Annotated in this window: 24 protein-coding genes; 6 read left to right on the forward strand and 18 right to left on the reverse strand. The window is 36.1% G+C overall.

The window, feature by feature from the left end; all coding sequences use genetic code 11:
* Positions 1–51: 51 nt before the first annotated feature.
* The 4 genes from AC4D4B_RS07990 to AC4D4B_RS08005 all read right to left on the reverse strand — a co-directional run bounded on the left by AC4D4B_RS07990 (position 52) and on the right by AC4D4B_RS08005 (position 4,299).
* Positions 52–930 (reverse strand): NAD(P)-dependent oxidoreductase, encoded by an 879-nt coding sequence (locus AC4D4B_RS07990; RefSeq protein WP_490999712.1) that lies wholly within the window; start codon positions 928–930, stop codon positions 52–54.
* Positions 931–1,092: 162 nt separating this feature from the next.
* Positions 1,093–2,814 (reverse strand): phosphoenolpyruvate--protein phosphotransferase, encoded by a 1,722-nt coding sequence (ptsP, locus tag AC4D4B_RS07995; RefSeq protein ID WP_490995235.1) that lies wholly within the window; start codon positions 2,812–2,814, stop codon positions 1,093–1,095.
* Positions 2,814–3,080 (reverse strand): phosphocarrier protein HPr, encoded by a 267-nt coding sequence (locus AC4D4B_RS08000; protein ID WP_066100932.1) that lies wholly within the window; start codon positions 3,078–3,080, stop codon positions 2,814–2,816. Before AC4D4B_RS08000 ends, ptsP begins: the two co-directional genes overlap by 1 nt.
* A 475-nt stretch (positions 3,081–3,555) precedes the next feature.
* Complete coding sequence (locus AC4D4B_RS08005) at positions 3,556–4,299, reverse strand: SDR family oxidoreductase (protein WP_490995236.1); 744 nt, start codon at positions 4,297–4,299, stop codon at positions 3,556–3,558.
* A gap of 219 nt (positions 4,300–4,518) precedes the next feature.
* Between AC4D4B_RS08005 and AC4D4B_RS08010 the strand changes: the two genes are divergently transcribed.
* Positions 4,519–5,022 carry a sigma-70 family RNA polymerase sigma factor gene (locus AC4D4B_RS08010; RefSeq protein WP_490995237.1) on the forward strand — a complete coding sequence of 168 codons (504 nt, stop codon included), beginning with the start codon at positions 4,519–4,521 and terminating at the stop codon, positions 5,020–5,022.
* A 117-nt stretch (positions 5,023–5,139) separates the two neighbouring features.
* Here AC4D4B_RS08010 and AC4D4B_RS08015 read toward each other — a convergent pair whose 3' ends face one another.
* Both AC4D4B_RS08015 and ykzS read right to left on the reverse strand, forming a co-directional pair.
* Positions 5,140–5,334 (reverse strand): hypothetical protein, encoded by a 195-nt coding sequence (locus AC4D4B_RS08015; protein ID WP_490999615.1) that lies wholly within the window; start codon positions 5,332–5,334, stop codon positions 5,140–5,142.
* Positions 5,335–5,376: 42 nt separating this feature from the next.
* The gene (ykzS, locus tag AC4D4B_RS08020) at positions 5,377–5,571 is read right to left on the reverse strand and encodes a protein YkzS (protein ID WP_066100941.1); all 195 of its coding nucleotides are present in this window, start codon (positions 5,569–5,571) and stop codon (positions 5,377–5,379) included.
* Positions 5,572–5,842: 271 nt separating this feature from the next.
* Here ykzS and AC4D4B_RS08025 point away from each other — a divergent pair, with 271 nt between their 5' ends.
* Positions 5,843–6,022 (forward strand): YkvS family protein, encoded by a 180-nt coding sequence (locus AC4D4B_RS08025; protein WP_066100944.1) that lies wholly within the window; start codon positions 5,843–5,845, stop codon positions 6,020–6,022.
* 165 nt (positions 6,023–6,187) lie between these two features.
* Positions 6,188–6,931, forward strand: coding sequence for a type I methionyl aminopeptidase (gene map, locus AC4D4B_RS08030; protein WP_490995238.1), 744 nt, complete (start codon positions 6,188–6,190; stop codon positions 6,929–6,931).
* Between the two features lie 106 nt (positions 6,932–7,037).
* On the opposite strand, the gene AC4D4B_RS08035 is transcribed toward map, so the two are convergent.
* From AC4D4B_RS08035 to AC4D4B_RS08060, 6 genes are all read right to left on the reverse strand, one after another.
* Positions 7,038–8,063 carry a YkvI family membrane protein gene (locus AC4D4B_RS08035; protein WP_490995239.1) on the reverse strand — a complete coding sequence of 342 codons (1,026 nt, stop codon included), beginning with the start codon at positions 8,061–8,063 and terminating at the stop codon, positions 7,038–7,040.
* A gap of 251 nt (positions 8,064–8,314) precedes the next feature.
* Entirely contained in the window at positions 8,315–8,752 is a 438-nt protein-coding gene (locus AC4D4B_RS08040; protein ID WP_490995240.1) for a MarR family winged helix-turn-helix transcriptional regulator, read from the reverse strand.
* A 790-nt stretch (positions 8,753–9,542) separates the two neighbouring features.
* Positions 9,543–9,716: a Spo0E family sporulation regulatory protein-aspartic acid phosphatase gene (locus tag AC4D4B_RS08045; RefSeq protein ID WP_490995241.1), complete on the reverse strand. Its 174-nt coding sequence runs from the start codon at positions 9,714–9,716 to the stop codon at positions 9,543–9,545.
* A 217-nt stretch (positions 9,717–9,933) separates the two neighbouring features.
* Complete coding sequence (locus AC4D4B_RS08050) at positions 9,934–12,078, reverse strand: ATP-binding protein (protein WP_490999713.1); 2,145 nt, start codon at positions 12,076–12,078, stop codon at positions 9,934–9,936.
* Positions 12,079–12,257: 179 nt separating this feature from the next.
* On the reverse strand, positions 12,258–14,558 hold the full coding sequence (locus tag AC4D4B_RS08055; protein ID WP_490999714.1) for a thiamine pyrophosphate-dependent enzyme: 2,301 nt from the start codon (positions 14,556–14,558) through the stop codon (positions 12,258–12,260).
* Positions 14,558–15,571 carry a 2-oxoacid:acceptor oxidoreductase family protein gene (locus tag AC4D4B_RS08060; protein WP_490999616.1) on the reverse strand — a complete coding sequence of 338 codons (1,014 nt, stop codon included), beginning with the start codon at positions 15,569–15,571 and terminating at the stop codon, positions 14,558–14,560. Before AC4D4B_RS08060 ends, AC4D4B_RS08055 begins: the two co-directional genes overlap by 1 nt.
* A 315-nt stretch (positions 15,572–15,886) precedes the next feature.
* On the opposite strand from AC4D4B_RS08060, the gene AC4D4B_RS08065 reads away from it, so the two are divergent.
* Entirely contained in the window at positions 15,887–16,957 is a 1,071-nt protein-coding gene (locus AC4D4B_RS08065; RefSeq protein ID WP_490995243.1) for an acyltransferase family protein, read from the forward strand.
* Between the two features lie 213 nt (positions 16,958–17,170).
* The gene (locus tag AC4D4B_RS08070; protein ID WP_490999617.1) at positions 17,171–18,943 is read left to right on the forward strand and encodes a B12-binding domain-containing radical SAM protein; all 1,773 of its coding nucleotides are present in this window, start codon (positions 17,171–17,173) and stop codon (positions 18,941–18,943) included.
* 18 nt (positions 18,944–18,961) lie between these two features.
* On the opposite strand, the gene AC4D4B_RS08075 is transcribed toward AC4D4B_RS08070, so the two are convergent.
* Positions 18,962–19,117, reverse strand: a complete 156-nt coding sequence (locus tag AC4D4B_RS08075; RefSeq protein WP_490995245.1) for a hypothetical protein — start codon at positions 19,115–19,117, stop codon at positions 18,962–18,964.
* 191 nt (positions 19,118–19,308) lie between these two features.
* Between AC4D4B_RS08075 and AC4D4B_RS08080 the strand changes: the two genes are divergently transcribed.
* Entirely contained in the window at positions 19,309–19,503 is a 195-nt protein-coding gene (locus AC4D4B_RS08080) for an alpha/beta-type small acid-soluble spore protein (protein ID WP_066100972.1), read from the forward strand.
* A 73-nt stretch (positions 19,504–19,576) separates the two neighbouring features.
* On the opposite strand, the gene AC4D4B_RS08085 is transcribed toward AC4D4B_RS08080, so the two are convergent.
* The 5 genes from AC4D4B_RS08085 to AC4D4B_RS08105 all read right to left on the reverse strand — a co-directional run bounded on the left by AC4D4B_RS08085 (position 19,577) and on the right by AC4D4B_RS08105 (position 25,590).
* Complete coding sequence (locus AC4D4B_RS08085) at positions 19,577–20,905, reverse strand: anti-sigma factor domain-containing protein (protein ID WP_490995246.1); 1,329 nt, start codon at positions 20,903–20,905, stop codon at positions 19,577–19,579.
* Complete coding sequence (sigI, locus tag AC4D4B_RS08090) at positions 20,902–21,648, reverse strand: RNA polymerase sigma factor SigI (RefSeq protein WP_490995247.1); 747 nt, start codon at positions 21,646–21,648, stop codon at positions 20,902–20,904. The genes AC4D4B_RS08085 and sigI overlap by 4 nt, the downstream gene beginning before the upstream one ends.
* Positions 21,649–21,906: 258 nt before the next feature.
* Positions 21,907–22,683 carry a TerC family protein gene (locus AC4D4B_RS08095; protein ID WP_490995248.1) on the reverse strand — a complete coding sequence of 259 codons (777 nt, stop codon included), beginning with the start codon at positions 22,681–22,683 and terminating at the stop codon, positions 21,907–21,909.
* Positions 22,684–22,930: 247 nt separating this feature from the next.
* Entirely contained in the window at positions 22,931–24,475 is a 1,545-nt protein-coding gene (locus AC4D4B_RS08100; protein ID WP_490995249.1) for an aldehyde dehydrogenase family protein, read from the reverse strand.
* Between the two features lie 17 nt (positions 24,476–24,492).
* A complete protein-coding gene (locus tag AC4D4B_RS08105; RefSeq protein WP_490999618.1) occupies positions 24,493–25,590 on the reverse strand; it encodes an SDR family oxidoreductase in 1,098 nt (365 codons plus the stop codon).
* Positions 25,591–25,608 lie beyond the last annotated feature (18 nt).

A 25,608-nucleotide genomic window follows, 5' to 3' on the forward strand; every position in this document is an offset into this window, starting at 1 on the left:
TTAGAGGCATGATCCCTTTTCGAAATGCTTCTTTGTTTTAATAAAACTAAGTTACTGATTGGATGCCTCAGTATAGTATTTATACAAGGCTTGTGTTCCACGGTTCTCTTCTCCCATATCCGCTAATTTTTCATACATAGCTTTGGCTAAAGTCAGTCCTGGAAAATCAAGACCTAATCGTTCAATTTCTTCTAATGCAATTTTTAGGTCTTTTAAGAAATGTTTGATATAAAATCCCGGTTCAAAATCACCCTTTAATATCCTAGGCGCCAAATTGGTTAAGGAAAAACTGCCAGCAGCACCAGTAGATATGCTTTTCAAAACTGTTTCCGGATCCAGGCCTGATTTTTCGGCATAAACGATCGCTTCACATACACCAATCATATTCGTAGCAATGGCTATCTGGTTGCATAGTTTAGTATGTTGGCCCGAGCCAGCATCTCCCTGATGGTTAATATTTGTCCCCATTGCTTTAAATACAGGCATCATGCTCTCAAAATCCGATTGATCACCGCCAACCATAATGGCAAGATTAGCATTTTTTGCACCAATATCTCCTCCGGAGACAGGCGCATCAAGGACATGCAATCCTAAATCCTTACCCGCCGCATATAACTTTTTTGCCAAAGACGGAGCTGAAGTGGTCATATCAATTAAATAAGTACCCGGCTTGGCATATTTTAATAAGCCTTCCGACCCTAGATAGATCTCTTCAACGTCAGAAGGATAGCCAACCATCGTAATAATAACATCGGCTTCCTCAGCGATTGCACGGGGGGACTCCTTCCAATCTGCACCTTCCAAAAGCAATGGCTCACATTTGGACTTTGTTCTGGAATAAACACTGACAGGGTATCCCGCCTTCATTATATTCATTGCCATACTTTTACCCATTACACCAATACCGATAAAACCAATCTGTAAATTCATCATAACGCTCCCTCCTATACCTCTATAATAGCAAAAAAAATCAACTGGAAAACCAGTTGATTAAGAAAGGGGGGTCACTAAAAGCATGTTGCTGTTTTGTGTCCACCTTTAATGTACCCCTACATTCAAATAAATAAACCTGTATTTCTATTTTTATTGAAACTATTTTTGAGCTGTAGCTTCTTTAACCATTTCAACAATTTCTGCTGATGTCTGCATTTGAATAGCTTTTTCAGCCAGATCTTTCATTTCGGTTCTAGTAAGTGTTTTAATTTGGGAACGTGCACGCAGAACAGATGTTGCACTCATTGAAAACTCGTCCAATCCTAATCCAACAAGCAACGGAATCGCCAGTTCATCCCCAGCCATTTCTCCACACATTCCAGCCCATTTGCCTTCTTTATGTGCAGCTTCAATCACCATTTTTACTAAACGTAAAATAGCAGGATTATACGGTTGGTACAAGTAAGATACACGTTCGTTCATTCTATCTGCAGCCATTGTATATTGAATCAAGTCATTCGTACCAATGCTGAAGAAATCTACTTCCTTAGCAAATTGATCTGCGATTACCGCAGTTGAAGGGATTTCCACCATGATTCCCAATTGAATAGAATCTGATACTTCAATACCTTCTTCAATTAATTTCGCTTTTTCTTCTTCAAGAACCTTTTTGGCTGATCTGAATTCATCTAAAGTGGCAATCATCGGGAACATAATTCTTAAATTCCCATACACACTTGCCCGTAAAAGTGCTCTAAGCTGCGTTCTGAAAATCGGCAGTTCCTCAAGACACAATCGAATAGCGCGGAATCCAAGGAACGGATTCATTTCTTTCGGAAGATCTAGATAAGGAAGCTCCTTATCTCCACCAATATCCAATGTGCGTACAACAACAGGCTTACCTTCCATCCCTTCAAGTACAGCTTTATAGGATTCAAACTGTTCTTCTTCTCCCGGAAGATTATCTCTTCCCATGTACAAGAATTCTGTTCTGTATAAGCCTACAGCCTCAGCACCATTTGCTTTAACACCTTCAAGATCTTTAGGAGTACCAATGTTCGCTGCTAATTCTATATGATGGCCATCTGCCGTTACCGTTTTTTCGTTAACAAGCTTAGCCCACTCAAGTTTCTGCTGTGCATATGCATCAGCAGCTTTTTTGTATTCCTCAATCAATTCAGGTGTCGGATTAATATGTACTTCACCTTTCAGCCCATCAAGTATAATCATATCGCCGTTTTGAATAGTTTCAGTTGCCTGTTTAGTCCCAACAACTGCTGGAATTTCAAGCGAGCGTGCCATAATTGCAGAGTGAGAAGTACGTCCACCAATATCAGTTGTAAAGCCTTTAACAAATTCTCTGTTTAATTGAGCTGTATCTGAAGGAGTTAAATCCTCGGACACAACAATCACTTCTTCAGCAATCATACTTGGATTTGGTATTTGTACGCCAAGAAGATGACTGATTACCCGTTTTGTTACATCACGAATATCAGCTGCTCTTTCTTTCATATATTCATTATCCATTTGTTCAAACATGGTTATGAACATATCAGCAATTTCGCGCATAGCAAATTCAGAGTTAATTTTTTCAGACTTAACTTTCTCTTGTACTGCACCAAGCAATTCAGGGTCATTCAAAACAAGTATATGAGCATCAAAAATAGCTGCTTTATCTTCACCTTGTTCTGTTTTGACTTTTTCACGAATTGTTTCTAATTCGGTCTGAGCCTTATTAACCGCCTCTTCAAGACGAGTTAATTCGGTATCCACTTCATTAATCGTGCTTTTTGTTACAGTTAAGTCAGGCTCCATTAAACGATAAGCTTTTGCTATGACAATTCCATTAGATGCCGCTATCCCGTTTAACATCGTTGTCATTACTTAGCCAATCCTTCTTTTGTTAATGTTTCCTCAATGGCATTTAATGCATCTTGTTCGTCATTTCCTTCAGCGATAATTGTAATATCTGAACCACTGCCGATTCCTAAAGACATAACACCCATAATTGATTTAAGATTAACTTTCTTTTCTTTATATTCAAGGTTGATATCAGAGTTGAATTTACCTGCTGCTTGTACAAGCAATGTTGCTGGACGAGCATGAATTCCTGTTTCTGCAGTTACATGAAAAGTTTTTTGTACCATAAGTAATCGAGCTCCTTTATTAATAATTATTTTGTTTTAGCTATACGAATTCTAGCTGCTTACATCTTATGATTTTACCCAGTTTCAACCGGTCCTATGTATAAAAGGATGAACAGTCGAAATTATGTAGCTTTTCTCACAATATAGAGTAAAACCCTATAAGAGAAATGTACCTGAAAAATTAAAATTGTTCAACTGCTTTTATAAATTAAGAACCATAAATATATCTCAGCTGTAAGATTAATTGAAACATAGTCTTTCAATAAATATAAGATTCGTTTCCTATATATACCAGAATCCTATATACAATGAATTTATTCAGTAAAGTGTTTGCACACAGATAAGCAATTCTACAACTAAATTTCACATAGCTTGGAGAAATATCTATATATTGTATTTCCTATCGATTTTACAACAAAGGTATTTCTAATGACAAATTTGAAGAACCTTTCTATTCTGTTTTATATTCATATTTTCAATCTTCATAAATCATTTTCCTTGTCATTCCACCATCAATAACCAGATTCTCTCCATTAATAAAATCGTTCTCTGAATCGCTTAAGAATAAACATGCTTTTGCTATATCTATCGGCTTACCTACCCTACCCGAAAAATGCTGGGCGTGATCTATCTCACGTAAACCAGTGTAATCAGTCGTTTGAATCCACCCAGGGCTAATACTGTTAACTCGAATACCCTTTTTGGCTAATGATGCGCTGAGAGCGTGAGTTAGAGCTAGGATTCCACCTTTGGATGCAGCATATGCTTCTGAATTCGGTTCAGATTGTATAGCTCGAGTTGATGCAATATTAATAATAGAACCACCCCTTCCAGTCATCAACTTGGCTCCTTCTCTTGACAAAATAAATACACTTCGTAAATTGGTATTGATAATGCGATCCCAATTCTCTGTTGTCATTTCTAATAATGAAGTGAATTCACTGATACCTGCATTGTTTACTATAATGTTCAATCTATTCCACTCACCCCTGATTATTTCCATTATATGAAGACAATCATTCTCTTTGCTGAGATCAGCCTCAACAAATAAAGCAACTTTTCCCATTGCCAATAGTTCAGCTTCTATTTTCTTTCCAGCTTCCACATCCATATCGGTTAAAACAACCTTCGCGCCTTTATTTGCATATTGCAATGCGATTTCTTTACCAATTCCATTTGCAGCACCTGTTACTAACACAACTTGATCCTGAAATTTCATTGTATTCAATCCTCTCTTTTAAATTTAAATGGGTAGATTTTGTTGTAGGAATCCATATTCTTTAAAAATATGACTATTTTAATTAAATTTATCATCATTATTTTCAAAAAACTGAACAGATTTTCAGATTTGCTTTTTTTACAGAAAGAATTTTTAAGCGTACTTTAAAGATACCCGGGAATTTAGAGGTCGCTCCTCATAGGGCAGGATCACGCGAGTATGGAAGATTTCGAATCATTAGTTAACCAATATAATCCGTTAATTCATCATATTATGAGAAAGCTTAATATTATTTGTGAAAAAGATGAATTTTACCAAATAGGATTAATTGCACTTTGGGAAGCCAGTCAAAATTTCAACCCTGAAAAAGGACAGTTTCTATCCTATGCCTACAAGTCCATACAAGGTAAAATGCTTATACAGCTTTGCAAGTCCACTAAAATAAACGGGAGAGAGGTAAAAAAATCACCGGAGTATTGGAATTTATTAAAGGTTGAAGAAGATGTTTCCTTCTTGGAATGGTACTTCCCTAAACCTTTTCTAATTTCCTTAACGGATAACCAATATATTTGGTTGGCTGAATACATTCAATTTGGTAAAACCATCACAGATATCGCTTACGAATACCACACAACGTATGCAACAGTGAAATCTTGGAGACGGATGGCGCTAAAAAAACTAAAGCATTACCTTGAAATACATCCAGATGTGTTTATTAAATAAGGACGTTTTCATTAAAATGCCAACAAGAGGGTGGGACATAAGTATTTCAGTCAATATAAATCCGATCTATTAACTGATATTTTAATAAATATTTCGCCTAATAGTTCGGATTTTTATTTATTTACTTCTGTATACCATTATTAAACTTAGTGGAATGGAGCGGAAGCCACCGACTCCTGCGGGAAGTAACGGAGGCTCAGCTTCCTCCCCGCGGAAAGCGAGTGGAGTAAGCGCGCAATGGAACGAACTTTTCCAACTTAACTCTTTAATAAATAACAAAGTCAATAAATCAGATATCGTTCGTCTTTTCAAAATCGTTTATAAGTTATGTCCCATCCTCTTGTCGATTTCTATTTAACTTCTGGGCTCCTCTAAGTAATGATAGGTCACCCCTCCACCTATATGAGCTGTTCCCCGAAAGTGTTTAAAATCTTCTCTTTCTACAAGCACAGATCGAAAAGCCATGAAGTCCTGCTTGGCAACTTCAAGTTTATCTATTTCTCCATTTTTCAATTGATCAAATATGGATTGGATTTCTTCTTTATTCATTCGTAAAACCTCCTATATATACAAAACATGATACTCTTAAACCCCTACATTAAACAAGTATTCCATAGAAGCGAAAATATAAAGACTATTTATTCTTTTAACATTCCAATTAATCACAATTTATACTATAATTACAATACTATTCTGCATAAGCTAAATAGTAGGGATAATTTCTTCTTAAGTAGACTTACGAATCCCGAAATTGCAAGGATATTAGTTTACTAATCAAGATCTGTTGATAACTTTAATAAATTGAAAAGGTGTGAACATGATGAAAAAGGCTGATGTAGGCAATATAATTGAATTCCGCGATGGATTACGTGGGATTGTAGAAAAAGTGAATGAAAACTCTGTGATTGTGGATTTAACTTTAATGGAGAATTTTCATGACCTTGAATTAGAAGAAAAGACAGTCGTTAACCATAAAAATTATAAAATCATATATGAATAATTCGAGAACGGGGCTACTTGCCTCGTTTTCTTCTTGTCCCATTAATTTCCCTTACTTTAAATTTGTGAAAAACTTAGATATAATAGTGAGAATCGATTCCATTTGGAACCTTTCACTAAACTTTTCATATTAATGAAGAGCATTACAGAAAGCGGGTTTAGTATCATGATTGTAAAAAACGAAAAAGATTTAGAAGGATTAAAAGCAGTAGGTGCAGTTGTTTCACGTGTCAGGGAAGCAATGAAATTAGCTACCGTTCCCGGTATTACAACACTGGAGCTTGATTTAATTGCAAAGAAAATATTTGAAGAAACCGGAGCTGTTTCTGCACCTAAAAATGAGTATGATTTTCCCGGTTTTACATGTATCAGTGTAAACGAAGAAGTTGCTCATGGAATACCAGGAAAACGTATAATAAACGAAGGCGATATGGTAAATATCGACGTCTCTGCAGTATTAAATGGATATTATGGGGACACAGGAATTTCGTTCCCTGTTGGCACTGCAACTAGTGAAAAAGAAAAATTATGCCAATGCGCAGTTGATGCTTTTTATCAGGGAATCAGCAAAGCTAAAGCAGGCTCCAAGAAAAACCAAATTGGTAAAGCTGTCTTCAATACAGCAAAACAAAATGGATTCACTGTCATCAAAAATTTAACCGGCCATGGAATAGGTAGAAGCCTGCATGAAAAACCGGATCATATTTTAAACTATTTTGACCCATGGGATTCAGATCTTCTTCATGAAGGTACAGTATTGGCCGTTGAACCGTTTATCTCTACAAAAGCAACCATGGTTACAGAAGCCGGTGATGGATGGACATTTATCACGAGTGACAAAAGCTTGGTTGCACAATGTGAACATACTATCATAGTGACAAAGAATGAGCCGATTATTTTAACATTATAATGTGCCTACGGTATTGACCGTTCTAAAGAGAGGGGACTATCCCTTCTCTTTTCTTTTTGTCTTTTTATAAATCAATTTCTAAAACAGCATAAATCATAGCTGACATTCACTTCCTTACAGTTATTAACAGCAAAAAGGTTAAACTAATATATCCAAAAATCGGATACAATATAGAGATCAAAGGACCATATTCAATTTGGCCAATCATTAAACTTATGGCAAAAATCCCTACATATAGAGACCAGGAAGGCAATTCCGTTGCTTTTTTAAGTTGCCTTTCAAGTCCAAAGGCATTCCCAATCAAGGTTGAAAAAATTTCTCCAAAAATAATGAATAAATAGAGTCCATATAAAAAAGGCGCAATATGTTTCATGACATAAGCCGTAGGAATGTTAATCTGTTCAATCCCTGGTATGGAGGATAAAGAAATATGGCAGCTTACCAAAACAACGGATAAAATAAATCCTCCTAAATTTGCACCTTTTCGAATAATATTTTCATCCTTTATTTCGGCAGCCAATGGAACCAAAACAGCCTGTGTCAAAGCAAGGTTAAATGCCGTATAGGAGAAGGGCGATAAGACCATCTTCCAGCTTACTTCATCAGGAATGGTTAGCAGACTTTGAACAGGATTCATTTGGAATAATGAAGCAAACATAAGGATTAAATTAAAAATAATCATTGCCGGTACCACAAAGGTGTTAATAGATAATAAACCTTTAGTTCCCCAGCTCATGACAACAATTGATAGAAATGTAGTAAAAAGCATGCCACCTATTTTAGAAAATCCCAATTGCTCTTCAAATAGGCCGCCAACTCCTGACATCATTACACCTGTAACTCCAAACAACATGCCCATAAAAATGATATTAACAAAAAAGGATATACGTTTACCAAATAACCAATCATTAAATTCCATATAATTTTTAATATTTCTATGTAAAGCTACAATCATTATTTTTCTGCCAATCCGAATAAAAATAAATCCCGAAAGAAGAATCCCAAATAGGCCATAAAGTCCATATTGGGTAAAAAATTCATATATTTCCTTTCCAGTTGCAAAACCCGCTCCAATAACCGTTCCAACATAAACAGCTGCAACTTGAAAAATACTTACATATTGACGATCCACCCTTGTCCCTCCCCGCTTACTACTCACTGTATGCGGGTTGATTCTGTTTATGACCAAATATTTTTCTGGTGAATATAGGGTATATTCATAAATGAAAGAAAGTTACGTTTACCTCTTAACTCCTTGATTCATTAATGAACCAGTTTATTTCCTTCAAATTTTAGGCAAAAAAATAACTGCCGGTTATTTCGACAGCCAGTCTATCTTATTCTTTTAGTTCACTTTTATTTGCTTATATAGGTAATAATGGATTATTTACTTAACGGTACGGATTTACCTATCCTTTTCAGAAGCTCAATCACCGTTGCTTTCTCTTCAACCGTTAACCCATCCATTAAATGCTCAATTCGTTCCTGATGCTCTGGGAAAATTCCTTCCAGGAATTCCTTGCCCTTTTCCGTAATTTGCGCAAATGTTACTCTTCGATCATTGGGACATGCAATCCTTTTTAGTAATTGCTTTTTTTCCAGTTTATCTACTACATAAGTGATACTTCCACTGGCAAGCAGGATTTTATCCCCTATATGCTGCATTGGTTGATCACCTTTATGGTAGAGTAGCTCAAGGACAGCAAATTCGGTTGGATTTACACCTGAGGCTTGGATATATTTGTTGGTATAGTCACTGATAGCCCGATAAGCCCTCGACAGAACTATAAATACTTTTAGAGATTGATTTTGTTCTTCCATATTTAATCACCCACAATTAACGGTTAAAATTCACTATTATCATCCGCGTAATTATACTTCTTTCCTATTAAAAAGTAAAACTTTATAATCATCCAGATAGTCGTAATAACCTAGTATTTACCTTTCTTTTTTCATTTCCAGTTCATTTGCAGAAATCCTAATATTTTGGTGACACTATTCCCTTTATTGATGATGTATAACCTTATGCAAACGAAGAGATTATATTTCCTGAAGTACAAAATAAATCTTCTAATGTCTGTTCCTTTGTTAGTTATTGCTCTGTATAAATAGATCTCTTACAAGGAACATCCTTTAGGTCCAAGCAGTCATTTCATCTATTCGCAGGATGAGATTCAGTCATCCAAATCGTGCTGTAATGATGATTGGTTAAGTATAAGCTATTCTATTCCCAGTAAAAAGGACTCATGCTTAACCTGAAAAATAGGGTTAATAAACGAATATGGAGAAGGTCTCGCCTGAGGATAAGTGACGGAAGTATATGTTTATACCTATTCCTTCCACTGTGATCATTTAGAAAAGGGGTTATTTTCTGCATTCATAATTACAGCCTAAAATGCACATAGAAAAGGAGTATATATAAGTCGGCCTGGGTTAAAATGCACTTTACGACCAGGTAGAGATATCTTTTCTAGAATTGATTATACCTATCCTAGTATTACACTGTTTTACTAGTTAGTTTTCAACCAAAAAAACATATGTAAATAGTTAAATGGTAAATACGTTTATGTCATAGAACCCTTGCTTTTACCTTTACGCATTCCTTGGTTATTTAATAATTTGTTATTGAGTATTTCATTCTAATATGCTCAAGAATTAACTGATCAAGCTGCCGACTCAGATTTAATGTACCTTCATCAAGAAGGCCATTGTTCCTAGCATGGCTAATCATTTGTTCTCTTTTGTTTCTTATGGCAGTTTCCAGCCAATCTTTTTGATTCTGCAAGAAAAGCTCCTCCTTCTTATTCACTAAAAAAATAACATTAAGTGGTATTATGTCAGAATCTTAAAATAATGTAAATACAATCGCAAAAAAAGACAAAAAATAAGAATTATTTCAGTCTGTTATTAAAGAATCTGTCTCCCCTTCCAATAAATAAAAATAAGAAACCCTTATAAACCAGAAGAGTTTCCATTTTACCATCCTATTCTAACTTTTTCTCTTAAGTGAACTCATGATTAATAGGCAGATAGATTTGAAACAGAGTTCCTTTCCCTTCTTCACTGGCTACTTCAATCCAACCGGCGTGCTCTTCAATGATTTTGTAGGTAACCATCAATCCTAGACCTGTCCCCTTTTCTTTAGTTGTATAGAATGGTTCTCCCAATTTATCAAGAACAGTTTCAGGGATTCCGGTTCCATAGTCCTGTATCGATATTAATACATGGCTATCAAAAAATAATTCTGTTGTGATATCAATAAACCCTCCTGCAGGCATAGCCTCTATAGAGTTTTTGATTAAATTTATAAAAACTTGTTTAAGTTGGTTACTCTCACAATGGATGGGTGGTATTTTAGAAAAATGTGTGTGGAATTGAATATTATGCATAGATGCTTGCGCACTTAGCAGATCCAACGTATTTGCGATTATGGTATTTACCTGTTTAATTTGATAGGAAACTGCCTGTGGCTTTGCAAGGATTAAAAAATCTGTAATGATTGTTTCGATTCTTTGTAATTCTGAAGAAATAACCTGGAAATAGGTTGAAAATTCGCCATTCAAGCTGCCTTCCAGCAATTGAATAAAACCTTTCAAAGCTGTCATAGGATTCCTGATTTCATGAGCAATACCGGCTGCCAGCTCACCTACAACATTCAATGTATCTGATTTTTTTAATTGTTCCTCCATACGAATCTTATCTGTTACATCTCTAAAAATGGTCAGATTCTTACCCGGTATAACATCCAGTCTCGATGAAAAATCCAGTTGTTTATTTAGCCCATCCCTGCATGTAAGCTCACACACAAAATGATGATGCTTATTTTTATTGATCAAGGATATATGTCTTTGTAAATGTTTCATCTGATGTTCAGTCAGTTCGAATATTTCATGGAAGTTTTTGTTTTGGATATGATCAATAGAAGCCCCTATAATTGCAGCACCTGGTTCATTAATATCATATATTTCCCCGTCTGCTCCCCAAATCATAATGCCATCAAAGGTACCGTCAAAAATTTTCTTGAATTTATTTTCCGAGATAAGAAGTTCCTGCTCAATCTCCCACTTTTCACTAATATCTTTACAAATTAAAAGAGTATAAGGACTTTTGCTAATCTGCTTTTTTGTTAATTCTATAATCTTTTTTTTCCCACTCGATGAACTGTAAATCAGCTCAGAACTCTCTTGATCTCCCAAGGTAAAAAGCGTATTTATCTTTTCACCCGCAATATTCTCTATATTCGTATTAATTATTTCCACCTGCGTTTTCTCAAACAACATGCAGGCTTGCTCATTAGCCTGTACAATGATTCCTTTAGAGTCCAGCATGATTATTCCATCCACGGATTGACAAAACACACTTTGAATTCCTTCTATTAAATAGTGATTTTGCTCTGATTCTTTAAGAACATCATAAATAATCGTATAGTACAATCCACTGTAAAAATTAAATTGTGTAGTATATTGATATGTGATTTCCTTTGAGTCGAGATAAAGCTGAAATAAATTAAAATGGGAATTTCCAGATGATAGATGCTTGATAACAGTATCAAAGTTATCTTTATCGGCGGCAGTAATAAATTGATAAATACTTTTGCCTAGAATTTTCGATCTCTCAATTTTGACCAACCCACAAAAGGCTTTATTACCATCCACGATGATTCCTTCTTTTGTATGGATAACAATATAGCACTTTAAATCATTAATAATATCTACATATAAATTATCCTGTTTTACATGATCCCTTATATGTTCTGTTTTAAATGGGATTAACATATAAATAATTTTTTTAGAATATGAATCCAAAAGTCCATTAAGTTCAAGTTTAACTGAGCAGGTGTCACCAGAATTCCTTACTGACCATATATGATTTGAAAAACCATGCTGTTTCACGTTTCTGAGTTGATTATCAACCACCTCTTTTGAAACTGAGATAAAAAAGTCCCGAAGATTTCCTGGTTTACCCTCTCGGCCTAACTGATGGTATAACTTGATTGCCTGCTCATTCTGAGATATGATTTGCATTTCAAAATCAGTAACAATGATTGCTTTTGTAAATGAGTTAAAAAAATGCTCCCATGTCTCGTAATCATTTTTCAAGGTCGTATTTTTTTCTTTAATCTTTACTTCCTTATCATTCAAATCCATATCAGCCAAGGGAATCCTCCTAATACCTGTGACATAATAAGATACTTATTCTACAAAATTATGGAAAAACCTTTTTGAACAATCAGAATCAGACTAAATACCTCCTTATGGTATAGATTAAAATATAAAAAAACCTGAAGAAATATCTTATAGAATCTCTTCAGGCTTTTAAAACACTATTAAAGGGATGGATTTTCATGCTTAGCCAGCAATCTGTTCCATCTTCTATCCACTTCTTGTTCAAATTCTTCAAGCATACCTGCATTTTCTTCTTGCAGCAGATGCTTTGTTTTCCCCATATATGTTAACCATTCAGATAGTTGAATCCGTTTTTTCCTCGTTTCTGGATTATAAGTAATGGTCGTTTCACCATTCTCTACTTCATATAGAGGGAAGAAACATGAGTTTACTGCCGCTTCCATAATCTTGGCACCAAAGCGTTCTTCTGCTTTCCAATTCAAAGGACAGGTGATTAATATTTTGCCATAAACGGTACCTACATTCTGTGCATACCATTGTGCCTTTGCCGCTTTCTTAATTAAATCCTGCGGGAAAGCTTCCGATCCTGTAAATACATATGGTATTCCAGTGGCAGCCATGATTTGAGCTGTATCCTTATGATGAAAAGCTTTTCCTTTTTGCGCTCTTCCTACACCTGTTGTACTTGTCATATGACCAAGCGGAGTAGAGTAGGACATTTGCGAGCCTGTATTCATATATCCCTCATTATCATACTCAAGCATAATGAGTTTGTGATTGCGCAATGCAGTTCCAATAGCTGAACCCATCCCTATATCCATGCCACCATCACCGGTGATCATAACGAAGGTCGCATCATCACTGATTGAGATTTCACCACGGCGTTTTTTCTCCAAAAATGCTTCAAGTGTACCTGATAAAGTTGCCGGCCCGTTTTGGAATAAGTTGTGAATCATCGTTTGTTTATGAGAGCTATATGGATATGCCGTTGTTACCACATAGGCACAGCCTGTTTGGAACAGAACAACAACATCCCCCTCGATTCCTTTAAAGAACAGCTCCAATGCTGGAAAAATTCCGCATCCTGGACATGCTCCATGACCGGAAGCCAAACGTTTCGGCTTGCTCATTAATGAGCGTAAAGGTGGAATACGCACCTTTAATTTCCCACTCTCCTCATCAGGTGTGACCTGAATGAGCCCTGTTTTATATAAATCTTCGGTATGCGGCTTTAAAAGTGGCTGTGGTTGGACATCAGGCAATCCCGGATTGACTCCGTAATAATCAAATGCTTTTTCAATCTGGCCATTATTTAATGCTTGCAAGGCCAAATCAAAAAATGCCCTTGCATCCTCCGGATAAAAATCCTTTCCTCCTAAACCAAACACACGGCTTAACACAGCAGTATGATTATCCTGGTCTTCCTGCAAGGCAGATTTCACTTCATGTGTAAGGTTTGGACCATTGGCACCATAGGAATCCGCTCTCTCGCCAACCAACAATACTTTCACATTCTTAAGAGCCTTCCTGATTTCTTCTGCCGGGAACAGACGAATTATGTTAGGGCTGATCACGCCAGCTTTAATTCCTTGTTTTCTTAAATCATCGACCGTATCTTTGGCTGTCTCGGCAGCTGAATTTAATAGGAATAAGGCAACTTCCGCGTCCTCCATCTTATAAAGATCCAATACTCCATATTCACGACCTGACAGTTCAGCATATTCACGAGCTACCTGGGTAAAAATCTCTCCGGCTTTATACATCGCTTCAGACTGCTGATAGTGATTATTGATCAAATCATCCCCATTCATATGGGCACCAATCGTTACCGGGTTGTGAATATCCACGTGTGGAAAATGAGTTGGCATTTCACCAATAAATTTTTGGACAATCTCTCTATCTTTAAAGTAGTTTACTTTTCTCTTTTGATGAGAGGTAAAGAACCCATCATAAGCGACTATAACAGGTAAACGTACATCGGAATGCTCCGAGATTTTCAACGCCATGATATTCATATCGTAAACAGCTTGAGGTGTTCTGGCTGTCAAAATGATCCAACCTGTATTTAAGGCAAAATATAAATCAGAATGGTCGCCCCGAATGTCGAGCGGACCACTGATCGATCTAGTAACAAGATTCATAACCATTGGAAATCTTGTACCTGATTGAACCGGTAGCTGCTCTAGCATATACATAAGTCCATTTGCGCTTGTGGCATTAAAAACCCTGGCTCCAGCCACGGCAGCACCATAACAAATACCTGCCGAACCATGTTCTCCATCTGCCGCGATTAATTGAATATCATGTTCTCCTCTGGATTTCATAATATCTAAATACTGAGCGATTTCAGTTGACGGAGTAATTGGAAAATACCCCATCAAATGATAATTGATTTGTGCTGCAGCCATAGCGGCCATTTCATTACCTGATTCAAAGGTAGTCACTTGTTCAGCCATTGTACCCTTTACCAATTCAGTTAGTTCCACTTCTGATATCGCCATCATTTCATCCCTCCTGCTACATAAGGATTACGTTGTTTCACTGTATTTTCCTCAGCAAAACCTAAGATTTCCCGCATTTCCTGAAGGGCGCTAGTCGGACACGCTTCAATACATTTCAAGCAGCCTTTACAGTATTGATAATCAATCCCTGTTAAAAACATTTGCTTACGCCCACGCTTATCTTCTCCCTCTTCCCAGACAAAACAAAAATCCGGGCAAGCTGTATCACAGGCAGCACAATGTATACATTTTTCAGCATCCCATTCAGGTAAAAAACCTTGTCTGGAACCGGACAAGTCTTTAAGTATACTATTTCCCTGAGCAATGATCGTGCCGCCAATGACTTGGGTTTCGTACCCCAATAAAGGTAATGCTCTTTTAAAGCTTTTGCCCTCTGCATCTTGCGGTACCTCGAAATGTTTAAACGTCACTTCATGATAGCCACGTTCAAACGTACGGATATTTGGCTCAACTAAATGTGGATATTTCTTTTCAAATGTTTTTCTAATTACATCTTTCATGGACTCGGGATTGAGGAAATCACATATACGGAACAAAGCTCCAAGCATAGCTGTGTTCACTTTTGTTTTTTCTTCTACTGCAATACCAAGTGCATCGACGATTGCAAGCGTTCCGTACTGAAGATTTAGGTCATTTTTTATTTCATCGAACTGACGGGTTGAATTAACAAGAACAATACCATCCGGACGTAAACCACTCACCACATCAACCATTTTATAAAGTGCTTCATGAAAAACACCAATAACATGGGGCTCTTCAATTGGGCTATGATCACGTATTTCAGTTTTGGCATCACAGAAACGAACAAAGCTCTTTACAGGAGAACCTTTTTTTTCCGAACCATAGGATGAAAAGTTGAAACCATTTAAGCCATGCCCCAATACACCTGATTCAGCCAGCATTTTTCCGGCTAGGTTTGCCCCAAGTCCTCCTATTGATTCCAAACGAATTTCATAAAAACCTTGTTCATTCTTTTTTGGAAGAATTGTCATTTATTTTCCCTCCCTATTTCCTAACGATAAAGTTTGTTTAGTCTATTAAATATTATTTAAATATTAATGAATACAGTTTTAATTGGAATTATTTATATATTGAAACCTATAGCTATTCTGCATTTAAACTATATATAACAGATATCTTTATTCTTATAGTACAGATACATAGATTATAGTATGGAAATACACGATTATCACATTGTTAATAATGGTTCAATTGGATGTTTTTACTAATTCATTCTTCGATTGTTTGATTACCATTATAAAGGGGAATAATAGAAAGAATTTTTCCGGAAATAATAGGAGGCAACTATGAGACAGAGGGAAAGTTATTTTGACAACGCAAAAGTCATATTGATGTTTTTTGTTGTCTTTGGTCATATTTTACGAACATATATTGATCAAAATGAAACGATTTATGCTCTATATAATACAATCTATACCTTCCATATGCCTGCTTTTATATTGTTATCAGGCTTTTTTGCAAAAGGCTTTAACAAAAAAGGCTATATAAAAAAACTAAGTACTAAACTGATTCTTCCCTATTTACTTTTCCAGGTCCTCTATACGATCTATTATTATTATCTATTTGATAAATCAACGCTTAAGTTCGAAGCGTTGGAACCCAATTGGTCATTATGGTTTCTGTTAAGTCTATTCTGTTGGAATTTAATGCTTTTCATCTTCACAAAATTTAAACCTTTAGTAGGGATTGGATTAGCAATAGGGCTTGCTTTACTTGTAGGATATATTGATACTATCTCTACTTATCTGAGTTTATCCCGGACATTTGTCTTTTTTCCGTTTTTCCTGATTGGTTATCACTTACAGAAAGAACATTTTCAAAATATAACCACAGCGAAAAGTAAATTTTACGCTTTGGCATCCTTTGGTGTAATTTTTATATGGTTTTCATTTTTTCCGGAAATAGACTCCCAATGGCTCCTCGGGTCAAAGCCTTATTCAGAAATTGAGGCGGTAACATTCCTCTCTATGTTTAAGCGCTTTGGATTTTTCATCGTAAATTCTCTTATGATCATGAGCTTTATGGCGCTAGTACCTAAGGGTAGCTATTTCTTTACTAGATGGGGCACTCAAACCCTATATGTATATTTATTGCATGGCTTTTTTGTCCGGACCTTCAGATTTACAAGTTTAAATGAATACTTCACTACAGCAGAACACTATATATTATTGGCAGCAATCTCATTGATCATTACAATCATCCTGTCTAGTACATTAGTCAAGTCAATCACACAGCCGATGATTGAGTTTAATACCCGTCATACGAAAATGATGTTCTATAAATTAAAAGGCTTATTGCATTTTTATAAACAAAAATATGATTTGTCCAAATCGATGAATCGTAGTCCTTCGGAATAAGTAATTCCGAGGGATTTTTTGTATCGCTATTTTTTCCCACCACTCTTATACCAATACACTCCATTATTTCCTCGAACATCTCTCATAATGACAACTGAAAATCAAACAGTACTACATTAGAACCTATGTAAAATATCACCAATACTGTAAACCCATACTCAAATATGATAATATGAATTGTTAGCAAACGGTGAAAGGAAGTATGACAAATACATGAGAATTATTGGAACTACTTTAAATGCCAAATATATTCATACCAATTTAGCCCTTCGTTATTTAAAAGCGTATGCAGCACCCGAATACGATGTAGAAATTCTTGAATACACCATTAAAGATCCGGTAATGAACATCGTTACAGATTTATATAACCAAAAGCCAGATGTAATCGGATTTAGTTGTTATATTTGGAATATGGAAGAAATCAAAAAGGTTATTACCATACTAAAAAAAATCAATCCCGATATCTATATCGTTCTTGGAGGTCCAGAGGTCACATATGATCCATTTTTCTGGCTCAAAGATATCCCAGGTGCTGATTTCATCGTCATAGGTGAAGGAGAAGCCACATTTAAAAATCTCTTAGCTGAAATAGATGGCAATAAGGACTTTCACACGGTTCAGGGAATTGCGTTTCTTGAAGGTGAAAAACCTATCCTGACACCTGCCGCTCCAAAGGTAGATTTAAAGTCTATTCCATCACCATTTAGATTTGAAGAGGATATCCCTAACTTGTCCAAACGAATTACGTATATTGAAACAAGCCGAGGTTGCCCTTTTAACTGTCAATTCTGTCTTTCATCCATCGAAACCGGCGTTCGCTTCTTTAATAGAGAAGATATTAAAGAAGATATCCGATTCCTGATGAAAAATGGAGCTAAAACGATTAAATTTATGGATCGGACGTTTAATATCAGTCGTAGCTATGCTCTCGACATATTTGAATTTTTAATTAAAGAACATGAACCGGGTTGCGTTTTTCAATTTGAGATTACAGCAGATATTATGAAGCCCGAAGTAATTGAATACTTAAACAAAGAAGCTCCCCCCGGCCTATTTCGCTTTGAGATAGGAGTCCAATCAACAAATGATTATACAAATGAACTAGTCAAACGAAAACAGAACTTCGATAAGTTAAAACGGACGGTTACCATGATTAAGGACGGCGGGAAAGTGGATCAGCATCTTGATCTTATCGCAGGTCTTCCAGAAGAAAATTATAACTCCTTCCGAAAAACCTTTGATGATGTGTTTGAAATGCGACCAGAGGAGCTTCAACTGGGCTTTTTAAAAATGCTTCGCGGTACAGGCTTAAGAACTCAGGCTAAGCAATGGGATTATCAATATATGGATCAAGCCCCATATGAAATTGTCAGCAATAATGTAATGCCGTTTTCCGATATCATTAGAATTAAGCAGGTTGAGGATGTACTGGAGAAATATTGGAATGATCACCGAATGGATCTTGGAATGGAGTATATAGTAGGCACTGTTTACAGCTCTCCTTTTGATTTCTTCCAAGAATTCGGAAGCTATTGGGAAGAGAAAAAATGGTCACGCATTGGACACCAGCCTGAGGATCTATTTAAGCGCCTCGTCGAATTTATTGGTGCAACGAATCCCGATAGCCTTGAAACACTAATTTCATTACTAAAAGTGGATTATTTATCACAACTAACCTTTAAACCACGTAAACCATGGTGGGAATATTCCATGACCAAAAATGAAAAATCTCCAATCTATCAGGCCGTTTTGGCTAATCCTCATCTGGTTGATGAGAACTTTAAAGCACTTAATTTGAATGAAAAAGAACTGTATAAACATGTACTGATTGATGAACTTTCTATTGATATGAATCACTATTTAAAAACTGGCGAAATAACAACAGATCCGACCTTATTGATTGCATACTTCCATCCAAAGCATGGTGGGTCCAAGTTGTTTTATGTACCTTCAACGGTATTTTCAAAAGAAATAGAGCTCGACTAACGTCGAGTCTCTATTTTTTTATTCTCCCTGTTTACCACGCTTAGAATTACGATTAGCGCCCTTCATAGGGTTTTCACCATGTGTAAATTCCGCGGAAAACTCTGTTTCCTGCAGATTTCTTTTAGGGGTTTTACTCAATTTATTAACCGCATTCATTTCTGCCTTACGTTTCATTTTTACACACACTCCTTTTATGCTGTTAGTATTCGTTCAAGACTCTTTTTCATGCAATAAATCAAACTTAATCAAAAGGGAAACCATGCCTATTCCTCCATACTTTAAATTGCATTAGATCATGTTTTTCATCCATATTAATGGTGTGGAGGAATCAAAAATCCACAGTATATGTAGTGAGGTGAATAGAAATGTCCAGCAGTAATAAATTATTGGTACCAGGTGTACAGCAAATGCTTGATCAATATAAATATGAAATCGCCGCTGAATTCGGCGTTACGTTAGGATCAGATACGGTCTCCCGAGCGAATGGATCAGTAGGTGGAGAAATAACCAAGCAACTTGTTAAACATGCACAAGCACAAATGAGTGGAAAAACTAAATAACTCTATATGGCATAGAAAATGTCCGGTAAAATACCGGACATTTTCTGAATTTATTTATGTAAATGGGTTATATTTATTCGTACATACCTTTTCTTTTTTGATTCTGATTACGATCATCTTGTTTATCTCTTTGATGCTGCGGTTTCCGTACATCTCGCTTGTCCATCCGCTCTTGCTTCCTGGCATCTCGCTTGTCCACCTGATCTTGTTTCCGGGAATCTCGCTTGTCCATCTGATCTTGTTTCCGGACATCACGCTTGTCCATCTGATCTTGTTTCCGACTTTTATAAGGTTGCTGATTTGGTTGCTGATTTGGTTTATTTCGCTTATCTACTTGTTGATTGTTTCGGTCGGTATCTCTTTTATTTTGATTGGTTTCCCTTTCTTTCTGGATGGTATCCTTTTTTACCTCAGTGTTTATATGCTGGTCTTTAGAGTGGGGCCTTTGCTTTAAATTTATATCCTTATGTTCTTGTTTTACAGCCTTCTCTTTTACATTATATTTAGCTTTAGCCTGTTTTTTAATGGTACCTGCGTTTTTAGGTATTTCAACAGATTTTTGCTTATTTTCCTGAATGACTGCAGACTTATTCGGAATTTGGACTGGGTCACTAGTGTTACTGATTTTCTGCTTTATTCCAACTTTTTCCACACTTGAATTTTTTTGATTGCTTTTTTCTTCTGTTACTTGAGTTTCATCATTTTTCTTTACTCCAGCTGAAGGCTGATTCTTGGTTTTCTTATTGGTTTGCTCTAGGTATGTTCCTGTAGAAACCCCTTTATCAGTTGCTCTCTTTCTATCTTTAACAGATGCCTTTTTCATTTCAATCATAACAGAATTACCAATTTGCGGGAGATCCTGAGTATCAGTTAATTTTTGCTGTAAGGAATTTTCAAAATTTTGATTATCCTTTTCAATCATTACGGTGGAGAACAATATATTGGAATTGGTTTTAAGATGCCCTGCACTACGATTTAAAACAACCATTTCACTAATAACATCGTCCATATCTCTGCCTTTCCATTCCTTAAGCCTTGCTATGATTTCTTTCCCTTCTTCGTTAATTCCCTTTACCTCAACCACTTTTAGTTCGTCTGTAATACCAAGTTCGATACTTGATTTAACATCCATACTGACATAAGCTGATACCTTTGAATTAGTTATAAGAGCAGGAAAGAAACTAACTATTAAAAGAACAGATGCTGCTAATACTGGAACTAGGATTTTAAATTTCCATCCATTCTTCTTGCTGAATTTTGGTTTTGGCTCAGTAACATCAATCCTTATTTCTTCTCCAATTTGATAGTCTTCGCGTTCTTTGTTCAATTTAATGAAATCGCCTTCAGGGGTCAATACAGTAATTTCCGTTGTTGATATTTGCATAATGATTCCACACTTCAATTTGAAAGAACCCCCTTCAAGTAATCCTTTAAGAACAAATAGTCTCCCGTTAAAATCAACACCATAGCTATTATATAAATGCGATTGCGTTCTATTGTCTTTCTTGAAACCTCAACTTTTTCTTCCAGCATTTTGATAGGCAATTTTTTCTTGTCTATGACATATTGAAGCATCAAAGGCTCATCTGCTATTGTTTTAGCAATTTTTATGGCGTTATTCCTTGCATCCACATGCTTTGGTGTATGCTTAACCAATTGGTCAAAGGTTATATGGAAAATTTTTAGTAATTCAGTATACCGAATAATCTCATCCTTTAAATTTCCGGAGTTTAATTGTCTCTGATGGTTTTCAATTGATTTTTCTATTTCTATGGGGCTTTGTATGTATTCATCTTCTGCAAAGTGTTTGATTTCAAAAGATAGTTCATTCATTTTTTTCGATTGTGACCTTATGTAATCTATAACTCTTCTCCGAATCACCGTATCTGCAAATGGCAATAAGCCATTTCCTTTATCAGCTGAAAACTTATCTATAGCATCGTTAAAAGCTATCAGGCCAATACTAAATTCATCATCTGTTTCTCGGATATAACGCCGGCATACAGATGAAACAGATTTTTTAATAAAGGGTTTGTATTTTTTAAGCAGATTATTTCTTAATTCCAGATCCCCTTCTTGTATTAAGCGTACGATTTCTGTTAAATCCTGCTTTTTTTTCAGAATCGGAAAAAGCATACCAAGCATTATGTCACCTCATCCCTGCACAAATTATACCATATGTTGTAATGTATGGTCTTTGTGGGATGTTTTCACTCTTCACTAGTTATAAATAATGCTTGGTTATATATTTTTTCTATTATGCTATATCATACGTATACAAATTTCCGTATATAGGGGTTATACCCAAATTTTATCAAATTGGTGTAAAAATAAAAAAACGGAATGCACATAATCATGCATTCCGGATCTTCAATTAATCTATTAATTTATATCTTTGTAATTTTACATTTCCTGGTCAATTTGATTTTTAGCTTTCAAATCTTTACCTGATACGAGGTATCCAATAACCACAATCGATACTAAGACACCCCAGAATATGATTTTCCACGTTGTAGACTCTGGGAAATGATGATCAAGAATTCCAACACCTGGATGTGCCAATGTCATGACAGCCAGCTTAACCCCAACCCAGCCGACAATTAGAAAAGCAGCTGTTTCCAGAGATGGTCGCTTGTTCAATAATACAACAAATTGTGTTGCAGCGAACCTCATAATAACTAATCCAATAAATCCTCCAAGGAACATAACAATAAATTGTCCGCCATTGATACCGCCGATATTAAACGACCCTACCGCCGGTAAAGTTACAGCTAAAGCAACAGCTGCAAGCATGGAATCAACTGCAAATGCCAAGTCCGCTACCTCGACCTTTAGAACAGTCATCCAGAAACCGGATTTCTTTTTTTCCTTAACCGCTTTATCTTCAGATTTTAAGAAATAGTGTTTCACTAAATAATTAATCATAATGTAGAGCAAATATACAGCTCCAATTGCTTGTATTTGCCATAAATCTACAAGTAATGAAATCAGGAACAGGGAACCGATCCTAAAGACGAACGCACCAATCAATCCATAAAACAATGCTTTTTTCTGTTGTTCCTTCGGAAGATGTTTAACCATTACAGCCATTACGACTGCGTTATCGGCTGCAAGAATTCCTTCAAGTCCAATCAAAACCAATAATACCCAGGCGTACTCTAAAAATATTGCCCAATCCATAAGTAAACCTCCTTTTATTTTCCAAACCAACAAAAAAGACCCATGCCAAAAAAGTAATTCTTTTTTGACAAAGGTCTTGCTAGACATTGTATAAATGCCAACAAAGCCGATGGTTAAAAACCACGTACTGACGACTTTGTTTTAGGTTTCCCTAACGCTACTCCCCTTTGAAAGGTTTGTATGAAGTTTGTATACCTATTATATTGGCTTCTGGATACAAGCGCAAGTATTTACTCATATAGAGTATTTATTTTGATAGTTTTATTAATTTCAGATATTCCTTGAGTACCTTTATCATAGATTTCCTTTTACCAAAGTAGGCTGTTAACAGCGCATGGAAATGTTTATATTTCCCTTCATAAGGATACCACTGAATCTCTGATTTTTTGAGCCCCATATCTTCCATTACTGCTTTTTCATGACAAAATATACGAAGACCCTGTTCCCCATGATACCTGCCTATTCCACTTTCTTTAACTCCGCCAAAAGGAAGATTATTATTGGCAACTGTTATTAAAACATCATTAATTAACACAGCACCTGATAGAAGCTTTTTAGCTGTCAGCCTTCCTTTTTCCTTATTTGTTGTCCAAACACTTGCATTTAATCCGTAATTGGAATGATTGGCAGCCCGTATGGCTTCTTCTTCTGTATCAACAGTTAGTATAGGCAGAACAGGACCAAATGTTTCCTCCTGCATCACAAGCATATCCTCTGAAACATTTGTTAAAACCATCGGCTTAATAAACATGGAATTTTCATTCCATTCAGAAGGCGGATCACCAGTGATTAGGGTGGCACCTTTTAGCAGGGCATCTTCAACATGCTCTCTTACAATAGATATTTGCTGAATAGATGTCATAGAACCGATATCTGATTCTTTTCCATTCCCTTGCTTTAACTGATTAACAATTGGCAATAACTCCTGTAAGAAAGGCTCTAATGCATCCTTTTGGATAATCAATCTTTCAACACTCATACAAACTTGACCGCTATTCGTAAATGCTCCCCAAACAGCACCCTGTGCTGCACGCTTATAATCAGCATCGCTAAACACGATCATTGGATCCTTTCCACCGAGCTCAAGAGTCGTTGGGATAAGATCGCGTGCTGCTATTTCCTGAATAATACGTCCCGTACCTACGGACCCTGTAAAAAAGATATAATCAGGCTTTTGCTTCGTAAGACTGGCACCAAGTTCCTTACCGCCATGTGCTACTTGAAAAACTTCATCAGGAAATCCAGCTTCTTCAAATAATGATTCAATTAATTTGCCCACTGCAGGTGTTACTTCTGATGGTTTTAAAATAACCGTATTACCGCCTGCAAGCGCGGATACGACAGGAACCATTGCCAAGAGGAATGGATAATTCCATGGTGAGATAACAAGCACAGAGCCTCTTGGCATATAATGAATACTCGATTTGTGACCCATTAATAAGAAAGGTGTACGAACCTTCTGAGCTTTAAATGTTTTTTTCGCATGCTTTTCAATATGATTAATAGCATCAAGGGCAGGCATGATATCAGCCACTAACGCATCAGTTTTAACTTTCCCTGTATCCTTTGATATGAGCTCAGCAATTTCATCAAGTCTATTCACAATCGTATGCCTCAACTGCTGAAGATAGCGTAAACGTTCGTCTATATCTACTTGTGACCATGAAAGAAAAGCCCTTTTGGATTTATTCATTATTTCACCAGCTTGACTAGCCGGCATTTCTTCATACTGCATAATCAGTTCTCCCGTTGCAGGAGCATATACATTTACCATTTCTTTTAAGGCTTCCATCTCTGTTCCTCCTCTAATTATGTAATCTCTATATGAAACGCCCGATTGTTCTTATTGGCTCTGTAATATTCAACCATTGGCACTACACCTTCCTTAAAATCAGGACATTTAATGCCTCCTTCAGCTAAATCAGCCTGTGCCTGTGCACAATCAAATTCTCCTTTCCAGGTGAAATAATCAAGAGATTCAACTTCCACACCCAGAAACTTTCGTATCGGCTTAATTGATAAAGCCATTTTTGTAAGCCCAAACGGTAAATAGCCGATTGGTCGTTTTCCATTATACCCTTTCAAAAACAACTTATAAATATCTGTAACCGTATATGGATTAGGATCTGTTAAATGATAGGTTTTCCCAGCACCTTTAGGACTTAATGTTAAATAAGCTGTTGCTTTTATTATATAGTCTACAGGGACCAAATTAATCACACAGGTTGACTTGGTTATATTAGGGATAATTGGAAGGTATCTGATTCTGTCGAGGAAATTTAATATAAAATATGGGCCGTCAAATTTAATGGTTTCCCCAGTTAGGGTATTTCCTTTTACGATACCCGGTCGAATGACCGTAACAGGAACATGGTCCATAATCTTTCGAACAAGTACTTCTGCTTCATATTTGGTTTCTTCATAATAATTTTTAAATTCATCTGGCTTAATTAATTCATGCTCATACAGCTTTCCTTCACGTCTTCCAGCTACATAGGCTGTACTAAAATAGGTATACCTCATTAGGTTAGGAAGGGTCAATACATAATCATTTACATTGTTTGTTCCATCAACATTTACCAAATAGGCTATATTTTTTGGAACAGCTAAATCATAAATGGCAGCCAAGTGAAATAAATGGGTAATTTCCTCCTTTTTGAAACCGCTTTCTTTTTCACTTATGTTTAATCCTGGTTTAGTGATGTCTCCTTCAATTAGGATAAACTGATTTTCATCTAAATTGAACTCCTTTAAAATTTTTAATCTTTCACTGACAGCCTTATGCCACTCAGAAGGCAGTACAATAGCAATCACTTTATTAAATAACTGATCCTGTTTTTTTAGCTCCCTTATTAGTTGATTTGAAATAAAACCTGGAAACCCGGTAAAAAAATAGACATGTTTCATTGTTTCACTCTCCTAATA

The organism is Pradoshia sp. Z6_59 (assembly GCF_058267515.1).